General features: G+C 54.5%; 13 protein-coding genes. 5 read left to right on the top strand and 8 right to left on the bottom strand.

Annotated elements, in window-relative coordinates; genetic code table 11:
- The first annotated feature begins 280 nt into the window (after nucleotides 1-280).
- Genes J1G48_RS06205 through J1G48_RS06195 form a run of 3 tightly spaced genes read left to right on the top strand, consistent with a single transcriptional unit; the run spans nucleotide 281 to nucleotide 1,996 of the window.
- A complete protein-coding gene (locus J1G48_RS06205; RefSeq protein ID WP_000631923.1) occupies nucleotides 281-637 on the top strand; it encodes an ArsC family reductase in 357 nt (118 codons plus the stop codon).
- A 3-nt stretch (nucleotides 638-640) separates the two neighbouring features.
- Entirely contained in the window at nucleotides 641-1,768 is a 1,128-nt protein-coding gene (gene dapE, locus J1G48_RS06200; protein WP_001277825.1) for a succinyl-diaminopimelate desuccinylase, read from the top strand.
- Nucleotides 1,769-1,795: 27 nt separating this feature from the next.
- The gene (locus J1G48_RS06195; protein ID WP_000383842.1) at nucleotides 1,796-1,996 is read left to right on the top strand and encodes a YpfN family protein; all 201 of its coding nucleotides are present in this window, start codon (nucleotides 1,796-1,798) and stop codon (nucleotides 1,994-1,996) included.
- 26 nt (nucleotides 1,997-2,022) lie between these two features.
- Here the strand turns inward: J1G48_RS06195 and tmcA are convergent, their stop codons facing one another.
- The 5 genes from tmcA to dapA form a co-directional block, all read right to left on the bottom strand.
- Nucleotides 2,023-4,041 (bottom strand): tRNA cytosine(34) acetyltransferase TmcA, encoded by a 2,019-nt coding sequence (gene tmcA / locus J1G48_RS06190; RefSeq protein ID WP_001279812.1) that lies wholly within the window; start codon nucleotides 4,039-4,041, stop codon nucleotides 2,023-2,025.
- 15 nt (nucleotides 4,042-4,056) lie between these two features.
- Nucleotides 4,057-4,920, bottom strand: coding sequence for a neutral zinc metallopeptidase (locus J1G48_RS06185; RefSeq protein ID WP_001267523.1), 864 nt, complete (start codon nucleotides 4,918-4,920; stop codon nucleotides 4,057-4,059).
- A gap of 130 nt (nucleotides 4,921-5,050) precedes the next feature.
- Nucleotides 5,051-5,764, bottom strand: a complete 714-nt coding sequence (purC, locus tag J1G48_RS06180) for a phosphoribosylaminoimidazolesuccinocarboxamide synthase (protein WP_001171630.1) — start codon at nucleotides 5,762-5,764, stop codon at nucleotides 5,051-5,053.
- A 174-nt stretch (nucleotides 5,765-5,938) separates the two neighbouring features.
- The gene (bamC, locus tag J1G48_RS06175) at nucleotides 5,939-6,973 is read right to left on the bottom strand and encodes an outer membrane protein assembly factor BamC (protein WP_000331869.1); all 1,035 of its coding nucleotides are present in this window, start codon (nucleotides 6,971-6,973) and stop codon (nucleotides 5,939-5,941) included.
- A 16-nt stretch (nucleotides 6,974-6,989) separates the two neighbouring features.
- Nucleotides 6,990-7,868 carry a 4-hydroxy-tetrahydrodipicolinate synthase gene (gene dapA / locus J1G48_RS06170; protein ID WP_000494019.1) on the bottom strand — a complete coding sequence of 293 codons (879 nt, stop codon included), beginning with the start codon at nucleotides 7,866-7,868 and terminating at the stop codon, nucleotides 6,990-6,992.
- A gap of 145 nt (nucleotides 7,869-8,013) precedes the next feature.
- Here dapA and J1G48_RS06165 point away from each other — a divergent pair, with 145 nt between their 5' ends.
- Both J1G48_RS06165 and bcp read left to right on the top strand, forming a co-directional pair.
- Entirely contained in the window at nucleotides 8,014-8,586 is a 573-nt protein-coding gene (locus J1G48_RS06165) for a glycine cleavage system transcriptional repressor (RefSeq protein WP_000189061.1), read from the top strand.
- The gene (gene bcp, locus J1G48_RS06160) at nucleotides 8,586-9,056 is read left to right on the top strand and encodes a thioredoxin-dependent thiol peroxidase (protein WP_001068686.1); all 471 of its coding nucleotides are present in this window, start codon (nucleotides 8,586-8,588) and stop codon (nucleotides 9,054-9,056) included. The genes J1G48_RS06165 and bcp overlap by 1 nt, the downstream gene beginning before the upstream one ends.
- Before the next feature lie 46 nt (nucleotides 9,057-9,102).
- Here bcp and J1G48_RS06155 read toward each other — a convergent pair whose 3' ends face one another.
- The 3 genes from J1G48_RS06155 to J1G48_RS06145 form a co-directional block, all read right to left on the bottom strand.
- The gene (locus J1G48_RS06155; protein WP_000706370.1) at nucleotides 9,103-10,242 is read right to left on the bottom strand and encodes a glycerate kinase; all 1,140 of its coding nucleotides are present in this window, start codon (nucleotides 10,240-10,242) and stop codon (nucleotides 9,103-9,105) included.
- A gap of 5 nt (nucleotides 10,243-10,247) precedes the next feature.
- Entirely contained in the window at nucleotides 10,248-11,516 is a 1,269-nt protein-coding gene (locus J1G48_RS06150) for an SLC13 family permease (RefSeq protein WP_000200854.1), read from the bottom strand.
- A gap of 67 nt (nucleotides 11,517-11,583) precedes the next feature.
- Nucleotides 11,584-12,771 carry a sugar diacid recognition domain-containing protein gene (locus tag J1G48_RS06145; RefSeq protein ID WP_001574769.1) on the bottom strand — a complete coding sequence of 396 codons (1,188 nt, stop codon included), beginning with the start codon at nucleotides 12,769-12,771 and terminating at the stop codon, nucleotides 11,584-11,586.
- Between the last annotated feature and the right edge of the window lie 225 nt (nucleotides 12,772-12,996).

Below are 12,996 nucleotides of genomic sequence, written 5' to 3'. Positions count from 1 at the left end.
ATGTGACTTACTGCAATATTTAGCAACATTAATACCTTTTCTACTACTTTATCAAATCGGGTTAAAAAACAATCAATTGCATGTGCGCAAAATAGGATTTTCCTCGCGAATTATAAACAAGCCACATCTGGAACGTTTTGGAATCATTATTCACATTCACTCAACAATGTTATATTGATTGCCGATCAGCGCTGGATAAATAACCATTAACAGCCACACTTATTATCCCGCAGACGATACTATTGATTATTTATTCGAATTTCGCGTTAAAGGATTCAATATGATTACCCTCTATGGCATTAAGAATTGCGACACGATCAAAAAAGCGCGCCGTTGGCTGGAGGAGCATGGCATTGATTATCGTTTTCACGATTACCGTGTGGATGGCATAGACCTCCCTCTTCTTAATACCTTTATTGCCGAACTCGGCTGGCAGCCGTTACTGAATACGCGCGGCACAACATGGCGCAAACTGGATGAAGGCGACCGCAGCGGGATTACCGATGCCGACTCCGCCGCTGCTCTCATGGTTGAACAGCCGGCAATCATCAAACGCCCATTGCTCTGCGCGCCCGGGAAGCCTATGCTGCTTGGTTTCAGTGAATCCCGTTATCAGCAGTTTTTTGATGAGGTGTAGTCTATGTCGTGCCCGGTTATTGAGCTGACACAGCAACTTATTCGTCGCCCCTCCCTGAGTCCGGATGACGCAGGCTGTCAGGCATTAATGATTGAACGCCTGCGTAAAATCGGTTTTACCATTGAGCATATGGATTTTGGCGACACGCAAAATTTTTGGGCATGGCGTGGGCGTGGCGAAACGCTGGCGTTCGCCGGGCATACTGACGTCGTACCGGCTGGCGATGTCGATCGCTGGATCAATCCGCCGTTTGAACCTACGATTCGCGACGGAATGTTGTTCGGTCGCGGCGCGGCGGATATGAAAGGTTCACTGGCGGCCATGGTGGTGGCTGCTGAACGTTTTGTTGCGCAGCATCCTCATCACCGGGGCCGCCTCGCATTTTTGATTACCTCTGATGAAGAAGCCAGCGCAAAAAATGGCACCGTAAAGGTGGTTGAAGCGCTGATGGCCCGTAACGAGCGGCTGGATTACTGTCTGGTCGGCGAACCTTCCAGTACTGAAATTGTGGGCGATGTCGTCAAAAACGGGCGTCGCGGTTCTCTCACCTGTAACCTCACTATCCATGGCGTTCAGGGGCACGTTGCCTATCCGCATCTGGCGGATAACCCTGTTCATCGCGCCGCGCCTTTTCTTAATGAACTGGTCGCTATCGAGTGGGATCGGGGCAATGACTTTTTCCCGGCCACCAGCATGCAGGTAGCTAATATCCAGGCAGGCACCGGCAGCAATAATGTCATTCCCGGTGAACTGTTCGTGCAGTTTAACTTCCGTTTCAGCACGGAACTGACCGATGAGATGATCAAAGAGCGGGTACATGCGCTGCTTGAGAAGCATCAGCTACGCTATACCGTAGACTGGTGGCTTTCCGGCCAGCCGTTCCTGACCGCACGCGGCAAGCTGGTGGACGCGGTGGTAAACGCCATTGAGCACTATAATGAAATTAAACCGCAATTACTGACGACGGGCGGTACGTCCGACGGACGTTTTATCGCCCGTATGGGAGCGCAGGTGGTAGAACTGGGGCCGGTGAACGCCACCATTCATAAAATTAATGAATGTGTGAATGCCGCCGATCTCCAGCTACTGGCCCGTATGTATCAACGCATTATGGAACAGCTCGTCGCCTGATGAGCGTTCCGGTAAGAGGAAATAAGCATGGACTGGCTGGCAAAATATTGGTGGATTCTGGTATTGGTGTTTCTGGTAGGCGTACTGCTGAATGTGATCAAAGATCTCAAACGCATCGACCATAAGAAATTCCTTGCCAATAAACCTGAGCTGCCCCCGCATCGCGATTTTAACGATAAGTGGGACGATGAAGAAGACTGGCCGAAGAAAGATCAGCCGAAAAAGTAACCGGATATAATGCCGGACAGGTATCGCTATCCGGCATGCTCCCCACCGCCGGGCATTACGTCGCGTAAACGCTGCGTTCGTCCGGCATCCAACGCAATCAGCGCCTGCGCCGCCTGCGCACGTTGCAACGCCAGCAGAGCTTTACGGCCTGAAATGCGTAGCCGGGCGCACAGTTCGGCATCGCTGGCTTTTTCCTCCAGCCGCCCTCTCAGCGCCGGTAATGGCAATGCGCTGTATTGCAGTAAACGATGCAGGCAACCTAACGATGTCAGTAGCGGACGGTGCGCGAACGCAAAACCGACCAGCTCACGCCAGTCTTCATCATTAAGCGCCTGTTCATCTAACGCCGCCAGCGGTATCGCCTCGCCGTTCCACTGCGTCAGGATATCCGCATCGCGGCGCAAACGTTGGTGTTCCTGCTGCGCCAGCCGTTTTCCCGCGTCGCTCAGCGGCAATAACGCCATCGCCGTATAGCAACCGCTGCTCGCCTCCCGATGGTTGCCCATCCGTACCAGTACAAAGCCGCAGCGTTGCCAGAAACGCCACAGCTCCGGCGTATAGCCGAAGCTGACGGAAAGATAATCACACTGCGCCGCCTGCATGCACGCGCAGGCAATCAACTGCTGACCGATGCCTTCACGCTGGCGAGCGGGGTGCACTGCGATACGGCTTACGCGACGCCCAACCAGCGTCGCGGCTAAAGGGTCGCTACCGTGCGCCGCCAGCGACTGCGCCACCAGATTCCCACGCGGCCGCCGGAAACCGCACCATACAGCCTGACTGAGTTCTGCGGATAACCCGCCCTCTTCGACCAGCCAGAGGGCGCCCGCCACACGGTTATTCGCCGTAGCCTGCAAGAAATGCTGTCCTGGCGCATCCATCATTCGGCGCAGATCCAGCGGCGAAGTACGATAGTGCGCCCCCGACAGTAACTGATACACAGCCCTCGGCAACGCGGGCGTATTCACCCAGGCCTGTTGGTAAAACGCCGAGATTGCTATCGCGCCATGTGGCGCCTGCGCAAACGCTTCATCGTCGAATATCAGCGCCTCGCTGACGATATTTTCCAGCGGGCATTCTGGCGCCCAGCGGACAGGCTGACGAAGCGTGAAGCGGTGAAGCTGCGGAAAACGGGCGCAAAACTTAAGTAAAAAACCGCGTCCGGTGCCTTCGTAGCCCTGAACGGTGGTGGTGAGTAGTATGCGGGGAAAGCGCGAAACCAGTTGCAGCAGCAGCGGCGCGGGGATTGCCGCCGCCTCGTCAACTACCAGCCAGTCGGCTCTTGCCCCGCTCGCCAGCAACGCATCCGGCGCCATAAAGCAGAACCGCTCACCGGCAAACGCTGCCAGGATATCCGTTGCCGTTTTCGCCGGTGCGGTCACGATAGCCGTGCCCGCCATCCGGGAGATGAATTGCCCGGCCAGCGCCGATTTGCCGCGCCCACGGGGGGCAATCACCGTCGCCACGCCGGGCGGCATTTCACGTAAACGCGATAAGATAGCCGCCTGCTCCGGCTGCGGCTCGCCGGTGGCGGGTCGCCAGCGTCCACGGAAAGGATAAGATGGCCAGCAAAACGGCTGGTGCTGTCGCCAAAGCAGCGTTTGCGGATCGCGGGAGAGAGTCCGTTTAAGATGCTGTGCAAACTGCGGTGTGGGGATAGGCTGCGCGCAGTCGCTCCAGCGCAGTGAATCGGTATCAGGCCGGCTTTCCCACGTCTCGTACGGCGGCATCAGCAGAAGCAGCCAGCTTCCGGCCTGCAAGGTCCCGCTCAGGGCGGCAAACGCTGCGGCGTCAAAGCCCTGCCAGGCATCAAATATCGCATGACGGAATTCACGGCCCAGCAGCGTTTGTAACGCCTGTGGCGTACAGCACGGCTGGGCGGGCGCGTCAGGCGCGACCCACAGCCAGTCACCGGGCAATGCAGCGCGTATCGCCTCGGCCCGCTCCCGGCACCACGCCGCATCGCCGCTGATGACCAGTAAACGGCGAATGCCTTCCTGTGTCATTTGCGACGTTAACGCCTGTAGCGCATCGATATCAGACATCCCTGCCCCGGTTTATCAAAAGTTTTTGCCAAACGTATTACATTGCGCCGGGTCACCGCTGTCAAATCCACGCTTAAACCAGCTGTAGCGCTGTTCTGAGGTGCCGTGGGTAAAACTATCCGGCACGACGCGCCCCTGCCCCTGTTGCTGTAAGCGATCGTCGCCGATAGCCTGTGCGGCATTGAGCGCCTCTTCCAGATCGCCCGCCTCCAGTACACCTTGCTGCTGCATACTGTGTCCCCACACGCCGGCAAAGCAATCCGCCTGTAGCTCCATGCGCACCGAAAGGCGATTCACCTCCGTTTGCGACGCGTTTTGCTGTAACTGGCGTACTTTAGGCTCAATACCTAACAGTTTTTGTACGTGGTGGCCGACTTCGTGGGCGATGACATAACCCTGAGCAAAATCACCGTCCGCGCCCAGCTTATTTTTCATATCATCGTAAAATGAGAGATCGATATAGACGGTGCCGTCCGCCGGGCAGTAAAACGGCCCCATCACGGACTGACCCGCACCACAGCCGGTGCGCGTCATACCACGGTACATCACCAGTTTTGGCTGCTGATAGCCGCGCCCCATTTTTTGAAAGAGTTGCCCCCAGGTATCTTCGGTCGTCGCCAGAATCACCGAGGTAAATTTTGCCGCTTCATCATCATTGGGGCTTATCGAACGCGTCGACTGCTGCTGCGAAACCGGCTGACCGGTCAACAGACCGGTTAAATCCACCCCATAGTACCCTGCGACCAACACCACCACCAACAGAATGATGCCGCCTTTTCCGCGCGGAAGACGAAAGCCAGGACCACCCAGCGAGGGGCCGCCTGGCCGATTACGTCTGTCCTCTACATTGTTACTTTCACGACGCCCTTGCCAGCGCATAATCACCTCATTCTCTCTTTGTTATACAGATGATCGTAGGCGGTCAGGCGCAGGATTACCACAGGTAAACGCTATCAGAATGAGGAAAGGATGATACCGGAGAGCGGTTGCCCCCCGGTCAGAAGCGGAATTAATCTAATTTCACGCCCAGGCGATGCGCGACGGCTTCATAGGCTTCAATCAGACCGCCCAGACTCTGGCGGAAGCGGTCTTTGTCCATTTTGTCCAGCGTCTCTTTATCCCACAGGCGGCTGCCGTCCGGCGAAAACTCATCGCCCAGCACCACTTCGCCTTTATACAGGCCAAACTCCAGTTTGAAATCCACCAGGATAAGACCCGCGTCATCAAACAGTTTTTTCAGTACGTCGTTGGCTTTGTAGGTTAGCTCTTTCATACGCGCCAGATTTTCCTGACTTACCCAACCGAACGTTTCACAGTAGGAACTATTCACCATCGGGTCGTGCAGCGCGTCGTTTTTCAGGAACAGATCGAAGATCGGCGGGTTAAGCTCCATGCCTTCTTCCACGCCCAGACGCTTGACCAGCGACCCTGCCGCACGGTTGCGCACCACACATTCAACCGGCACCATCTCCAGCTTCTTCACCAGACACTCGGTATCAGACAGCAAACGTTCCATCTGGGTCGGGATGCCCGCCTCGGCCAGTTTGGTCATAATGAAATGGTTGAATTTGTTATTTACCATGCCCTTGCGATCAAACTGTTCAATGCGCGCGCCATCCCCTGCTGACGTATCATTGCGGAATTCGAGCACCAACAGGTCCGGGTTTTCCGTGCTGTATACGGTTTTCGCTTTACCACGATACAACTCAGCTTGCTTTTGCATCTTTAACACTCCTGGGTGTGAATTAACGATAAGTATTCATTTCCTGCTACGCCTGCCGGAGACGTCGGCCTGTAATTGTGGTGCGAAATAGCGGTTAAATCGCGTTTTTGTACCGACGCACACGTTTGCGTATCTTATCAGAAAAAAGGGCCGGATTACTCCAGCCCTGTTAAATTACTTGTTGAACGCTGCCTGGAAGACGGCAACCAGCGCGTCGTTCTGGCTTTGCGTCAGAGTATGCCCCTTAGGATCGATAAACTGCAAGCTGCTGCGGTTATCTAAATCGCCGACCTGCAATTTATAGTCTCCGGATGCCAGGCCCGGGTCGCTAGCGCCCAGATCCCGCCAGTCGCTGTCAGACAACGGTTTGTACGTTACCGCCATGCTGCCCTGAGAGCGAGTGCTGTCGGTGACTTTCATGCCCACTTTTTCCAGCGCGGCCGGGAGGCGTTGCCACACGAGGTTGAACGGACCGCGAACGACCAGCATAGGTAAACCGGTATCATCAGCGGCGCTCTGCACATCCATCGTTGCGGCGGAACGGTTCTGCGCGGCATTTGCCGCATCCGTAGCGGTCTTATCCAGACCGGCGGAAATGACGTTCATCATTTCCGTGCTATAGCGCTGCAGCGACGCCGCGTCAGCGACCGGCTTGCCAGCCTGTTCCAGATTAACCAGTTTTACCGTTACCGCCTGCTGATAGCCCTGCGGCTTCACCGAGATTTGATAACGTCCACGATACTGTTCGTCTTCATCCAGGCGGTTCCAGTTCACCCAATCGGTCGTCAGGGTCTGGCTGGCATCGTCACGTTTTTCAATCGGATAATTTTTCGCCTGAATCACGCTGACGACTTGCGGCCACAGCGTGCTGCTACGACCATTTTCCACCAATAGCGTAGCGGTATCGCCAGAGAACTGGGTACGCGCGCCGCTCACTAACGCTAACGGCTGCGCTGGCGGACGGATATCCAACGCCTTACCAACCGCGCCGCTCCCCTTCGTGACCGGAATAACGTAGTCGCCGGTCATTATCGGCAGGATCATTCCTGCCGGGGCGTGAAGTTCAGCAAGCGGCGCGGCATCCAGATAGGATTCATCGCCGCTTACCTGGCGCTTGTAGCGCGAATCGGAACTACAGGCAGCGAGCAGCAAAACAAGCGAAACACCCGCAACCTTCGCCAGGCGCGACTTTTGTACTGAGTAAGCCATCAAATCTCCCTAAACTTTACAGCAGGCCAGCATGCTGAAGCGCTGCTTTGACGATGTCACGACCATGGTCTGTGATAGGCGTCATTGGCAGGCGCAGCGTGTCGGTCGCCACAAGACCCAATGCCTTACATGCCCATTTCACCGGGATAGGATTGGGTTCGACAAATAGTTTGTTGTGTAACGGCATCAGACGCTGGTTGATAGCGCGCGCCTCGGCAAATTGCCCTTCCGCCGCCAGTTTGCACATGTCAGCCATATCGCGCGCCGCTACGTTAGCCGTAACGGAAATCACGCCATGACCACCCAGTTGCATAAAGTCCAGCGCAGACGCGTCATCACCGCTAAGCAGAATAAAATCGTCTGAAACCAGCTCTTTGATCTGGTGAACGCGGGTTAAGTTCCCTGTCGCCTCTTTGATAGCGATAATATTTTTTATTTCCGCCAGACGACCCACGGTTTCCGGCAACATGTCGCAACCGGTACGGGACGGCACATTATACAGAATTTGCGGCAAGTCAGTGTGTTCCGCGATGGCTTTGAAATGCTGGAACAAACCTTCCTGCGTGGGGCGATTGTAGTACGGCGTTACCGTCAGGCAGCCAACAATGCCGCTATCGTTAAAACGCTGCGTCAGGCTAATCGCTTCCGCGGTCGCGTTTGCGCCCGTGCCGGCGATAACCGGAATACGTCCGTCAGCCAGTTCCAGCGTCATCATCACGACATCGCCATGTTCATCATGGCTTAGCGTGGCAGACTCGCCGGTAGTGCCAACCGAAACAATCGCCGAGGTACCGTTGGCGACATGATAATCAATGAGTTTTTTCAGGCAAGACCTACTGACGTTACCTTTCTCATCCATCGGCGTAACAAGCGCGACAATACTTCCCGTGAACATGGGCCATCCTCTGTGCAAACAAGTCCCTCAATGGTACGTTTGGTATGGCAATAAAAGCAAGCGACCAAAGCCGTTCTGATTGTTGTATGCAGGTTTTTTTTATGGTTTCCTTAAGATTACCTCACCGCTCAAAGGAATAACTGGTTTGACACCGTCATCACAACACTATTTGGTTATCACTGCGCTGGGCGCCGACAGGCCCGGTATTGTGAATACCATTACTCGCCATGTCAGCAGTTGCGGCTGTAATATCGAAGACAGCCGACTGGCGATGCTGGGCGATGAATTCACGTTTATTATGCTGTTGTCCGGCACGTGGAACGCGATTACCTTGATTGAATCGACATTGCCGTTAAAAGGCGCGGAGCTGGATCTGCTGATTGTGATGAAACGGACGTCCGACCGCCCCCGCCCGGCAATGCCCGCGACGGTATGGGTTCAGGTTGAGGTCGCCGACTCCCCGCATTTAATTGAGCGATTCACCGCGCTGTTTAATAGTCATGAAATGAATATTGCGGAGCTGGTCTCCCGCACGCAGCCGGCTGAAGGTGATAAAGCTGCGCAATTATTTATTCAAATCACCGCACATAGCCCGGCGTCGCAAAATTCCGCAAATATTGAGCAAGCCTTTAAAGCACTATGTACAGAACTCAATGCGCAAGGCAGTATAAACGTCGTCAATTACTCACAACATGATGAACAGGATGGAGTTAAGTAATGAATCCACTGAAAGCCGGTGATATCGCACCGAAATTTAGCTTGCCGGATCAAGACGGGGAACAAGTAAATTTGACCGACTTCCAGGGACAGCGCGTTCTGGTTTATTTCTACCCAAAAGCCATGACACCCGGCTGTACCGTGCAGGCCTGCGGCTTACGCGATAACATGGACGAGCTCAAAAAAGCAGGCGTGGACGTGCTGGGCATCAGCACCGATAAACCTGAAAAACTCTCCCGTTTCGCTGAAAAAGAGCTGCTGAACTTTACCCTTTTGTCCGATGAAAACCATCAGGTGTGTGAACAGTTCGGCGTCTGGGGCGAAAAGTCGTTTATGGGCAAAACGTATGACGGCATTCACCGCATCAGCTTTTTGATTGACGCTGATGGTAAGATTGAACACGTCTTTAATGATTTTAAAACCAGCAATCACCATGATGTGGTGCTGAACTGGCTGAAAGAAAACGCGTAAAAGCCTCAGGCCGCGCTGATGTGCGGCCTGGAAAGGGAATGCGCCGTCAGGCTTGCCGCGCCAGACGCCATATCGCCGCCACATTGCGCGCCGACAGGCTCAGGTTATATTCCGCCTCGTGTAAGGCTTCCGGCAGCGTAACGATATGCGACAAAATCGACAGCGCTGCATCGATACCCTGTTGATACACAACGTGATGATCGTGTTGCAGCCCACCGGCGAGCGCGATAACCGGTTTATGATACCGCTTCGCCACTCTGGCGACGCCAATCGGCGTCTTGCCGCAAATACTTTGGCTGTCCAGCCGCCCTTCTCCGGTAATCACCAGATCGGCATCTTTAACCGCCTGCTCAAGCTGTAGCGTTTCCACGACAATCTCTACGCCGGCGCGTAATTCCGCATTGAGCAATCCTAAAAGCGCGGCGCCCATTCCACCTGCCGCGCCCGCGCCGGGAGCATTAATCACCTCACGCCCCGTAGCCTGATAAATATGTCGGCCCCAGTTTTCCAGCGCCGCGTCCAGGGTGTTCACCATTTCCGCTGTCGCCCCTTTTTGTGGGCCAAAAATGGCCGATGCGCCCTGGGGACCACACAGAGGATTGTTGACATCGCACGCCACGGTTATCGATACCTTACGCAGCAATGGGTGACAACCGGACAGATCGATAGAGGCCAGCGCCGCCAGCGCCTCGCCGCCCGGAGAAAGCGAGCGCCCCTGTTTATCGCGCAATATAACGCCAAGCGCCTGCATCATCCCCGCGCCGCCGTCATTCGTCGCGCTGCCGCCAATTCCCAGAATAATACGCTTTACGCCACGCTCCAGCGCCGCGACGATTAACTCGCCGGTGCCGTAGCTGGTGGTATTAAGCGGGTTGCGCAATTCAGGCGAAACGTGATGCAGCCCGGATGCCGCCGCCATTTCAATCACGGCGGTATCGCTATCGCCCAGCATTCCCCAGCGCGCGGCCACCGGTTGCCCTAGCGGGCCTTGTACCCACTGGTCAATATAACGCCCGCCGCTGGCCTCCACCATTGATTGTACGGTTCCTTCCCCGCCATCCGCCATGGGCACTTTAACGTAGTCGGCGTCAGGATAAATTTCGCGGAACCCCTTTTCTATCGCCTCAGCGACCGCCATTGCGGACAAACTTTCTTTAAATGAATCAGGAGCAATAACAATTTTCATAGGGATTATCCTGCAAAACCAAAGAAACCGAACATCAGAGTAGAAATAAAGGTAATGGCTAACCCCACCAGCGTTTCATACGGCATTAGCTTTAAACGTTCATGAATTTGCATATTGACGCTGCCGCCCGTCGCGTGGAAAAAGCTGCCGTGCGGCAGATGGTCCAGCACCGTGGCGCCCGCATGGATCATAGCGGCTCCCGCCAGGGCGGAAACGCCAAGTTCAAGTAACGTGGGAGAGAAAACGCCAGACGCCACCGCCGTTCCCGCCGTGGTTGAGGCCGTCGCCATTGACATCATGGCGCCAGACACGGGCGCCAGCAGCCAGGATGGCAATCCCGAAGCGGTGAGGCCATGAATCAGGACATCTTTAAGTTCGGAATTAGCGATAATGCCGGCCAGCGTACCGGTTCCCAGCAACATAATAGCGACAGGCGCCATACGCATCAGACCAGCGACCATGTACTGGTTACAGTGGCGCGCGCGTCCCATCAACAGCAGACCGACCAATCCCCCTACGGGCAGGGCAATTAACGGGTCAATGGAAATGCCGGCAAACGGACGGAGAGAAAGCAGGAAAATAGCGACCAGCGGCGCGCTAATCGCCACCAGAAAACCGGGTCTGGCGACGGAGTCATCATGGTGAGTCACTTCATGATCGGCGACGCCCGCGCCTTTATTATTCAGCCGTTTCGCTAACAGATAGGCGATAATAAGCCCAACGATGTCCGGAACCACGCCCGCCAGCATAATAGAGGTAAGAGGAACATGAAACGCATCGGAGGCGGCAATAGCGTTCGGGTTGGGTGACATCACGTTACCCGCTTTGCCGCCGCCGACCATCGCCAGCAGAATAGCGCTTTTTGACAGGCCTGCATTACGCGCAATCGACAGCGCAATCGGCGCGACGGTAATCACCGCCACATCAATAAATACGCCGACGGCGGTCAGACATAGTGTGGCAATGGCTAATGCCAATAACGCCCGGGTTTCCCCCACTTTGCGGACAATCGTCTCAGCAATCGTATTCGCCGCCCCGGACTCAATTAATACGCCCGCCAGTACGCCTGCGGCCAGAATACGCAATACGGCATTAACGATGCCCTGCGCGCCTGACACCATCAGCGACACGGTTTGCAGAAGATCGGCGCCGCCAATCAAACCGCCGACCAGCGCGCCCGCCATCATGCCGTAGGCTGGCGACACTTTTCTTAAAATTAATACGATGGCCACAACCAATGCGGCAATGGCTCCCAGGGTGGATATCGACGTCATATACTGCGCCTCCTTTAACATGGAGCGCGCAGTATGGAAAAAACCGCCTAAAAATCCGCTGGAGCTTTCAACAAATTTCGATTCGACCAGGCAGCGGTAACTTGTCGGACGGTACAGATTCGGCCTGAAGCTCCATACCGATATAAAGCCAAAGCGTACTTTTTAACTCGTTGATTTTTATGTGCGTAATATCCTCACAGCGCTGTAAGCGATAGCGCAATGTATTCACATGAATATGCAATGCTTTGGCCGTTTGCGTCAGGTCACAATTATGTTCAAACCAAGTCCGCAGCGTCTGTTGCAATACGCCTTTCGCGTCATGTTGCGCCAGTTGCAGCCACAGACGCGATAACTCCTGCACTTGCCAACTTTCAGACAGCCCGCTTAGCAGCGCGGGAAGCGCGTGGTCATGATAAAAAATGTACTGGCTGCGCAGCTTTTGTCTTTTCGCCATCGCCTGCGTGGCTCTCGCTGTGAGCAAAGATCGGTGCAATCCCGTCTCGCCGGCAAAATAGCCCCCAACCAAAATACGGCTAAAGCCCGATGATGCAGCCCATGATTTAAAAATCTGCAATTCGCCCATTTCCTGGCGGGTATTCCACTTTCCCTCTTTTAACGTGATAGGCTTAATAATGATTAATTCATTAAATTCGGTAAACGTCACCAAATGGTTACGCGCGTGATTCTCGAAATAATCCATTACATTGCGCAGCGCTTCGCGATCCGGCTGGGAAAGTTCAATAATCAGCACCACTCTGGGAACCGCCAGATCAATACCCAGATAGGCCGCCATGGAGCGCAACGACTCTGTTGAATTTTCTCGCAAAATCAATTGGTTGATCAGCTCTTCGCGATAGCGTTTATCCCATTGTCGCTGTTCGATCAGCACCATATGCTCGATCACCAGCTCCGCCGCCATTTTAACCAGCTCGGCATACGCGCGAACCTCCTCCGGCTCGCCGGTAATGCCGACCACGCCGATAAGCTGTTCATGAAAAGAGATGGGAAGATTAATGCCGGATCGCACGCCTTTAAGCTGATTGGCGGTAGCGGAATCAATTTCTACAAAACGATTTTCCTTCAGCGCCAGAATGGCCCCTTCGTGACGCTGGCGAAGCCGCGAAGGTTCGCCAGACGCGATAATGACGCCATGCTCATCCATGACGTTTACCGAGTAAGGAATAATTTTCATGGCTCGCTGTACAATTTGCCGCGCGGTATACCCTTTCAAGTAATGTTTTCTCAACACACTCATTCCCTGTTTCGTTATCGCTTCACATTAAAAAAACAATCTCGCATCAATGATGTCACTTATTAACGAATTTCTCAGAAGAATGCTTAGGCTAAGTCACCAAATTTTGGCGGCTTTACAGCGAGAATTTTGTAGGTTCCGACAATAAAAATGCCGCAACACGGTGCGGCATTAAAAAAAAGAGCGGCTTTCTAAGCGCTTGTCCCTCATCAGGCGTGCGCAAAATGG

Origin of the sequence: Salmonella sp. SAL-020 (assembly GCF_017372215.1) — a bacterium.
Taxonomy (GTDB): domain Bacteria; phylum Pseudomonadota; class Gammaproteobacteria; order Enterobacterales; family Enterobacteriaceae; genus Salmonella; species Salmonella enterica.
The sequence above is the reverse complement of the archived record's forward strand: the minus strand, read 5'-3'. Positions and strand labels throughout refer to the sequence as shown.

Coding starts and splice junctions, on each gene's coding strand:
- purC (WP_001171630.1), bottom strand. CDS start 5,764: ATGCAAAAGCAAGCTGAGTTGTATCGTGGTAAAGCGAAAACCGTATAC.
- tmcA (WP_001279812.1), bottom strand. CDS start 4,041: ATGTCTGATATCGATGCGCTACAGGCGTTAACGTCGCAAATGACACAG.
- dapA (WP_000494019.1), bottom strand. CDS start 7,868: ATGTTCACGGGAAGTATTGTCGCGCTTGTTACGCCGATGGATGAGAAA.
- bamC (WP_000331869.1), bottom strand. CDS start 6,973: ATGGCTTACTCAGTACAAAAGTCGCGCCTGGCGAAGGTTGCGGGTGTT.
- J1G48_RS06205 (WP_000631923.1), top strand. CDS start 281: ATGATTACCCTCTATGGCATTAAGAATTGCGACACGATCAAAAAAGCG.
- J1G48_RS06155 (WP_000706370.1), bottom strand. CDS start 10,242: ATGAAAATTGTTATTGCTCCTGATTCATTTAAAGAAAGTTTGTCCGCA.
- bcp (WP_001068686.1), top strand. CDS start 8,586: ATGAATCCACTGAAAGCCGGTGATATCGCACCGAAATTTAGCTTGCCG.
- J1G48_RS06150 (WP_000200854.1), bottom strand. CDS start 11,516: ATGACGTCGATATCCACCCTGGGAGCCATTGCCGCATTGGTTGTGGCC.
- J1G48_RS06185 (WP_001267523.1), bottom strand. CDS start 4,920: ATGCGCTGGCAAGGGCGTCGTGAAAGTAACAATGTAGAGGACAGACGT.
- J1G48_RS06195 (WP_000383842.1), top strand. CDS start 1,796: ATGGACTGGCTGGCAAAATATTGGTGGATTCTGGTATTGGTGTTTCTG.
- dapE (WP_001277825.1), top strand. CDS start 641: ATGTCGTGCCCGGTTATTGAGCTGACACAGCAACTTATTCGTCGCCCC.
- J1G48_RS06145 (WP_001574769.1), bottom strand. CDS start 12,771: ATGAGTGTGTTGAGAAAACATTACTTGAAAGGGTATACCGCGCGGCAA.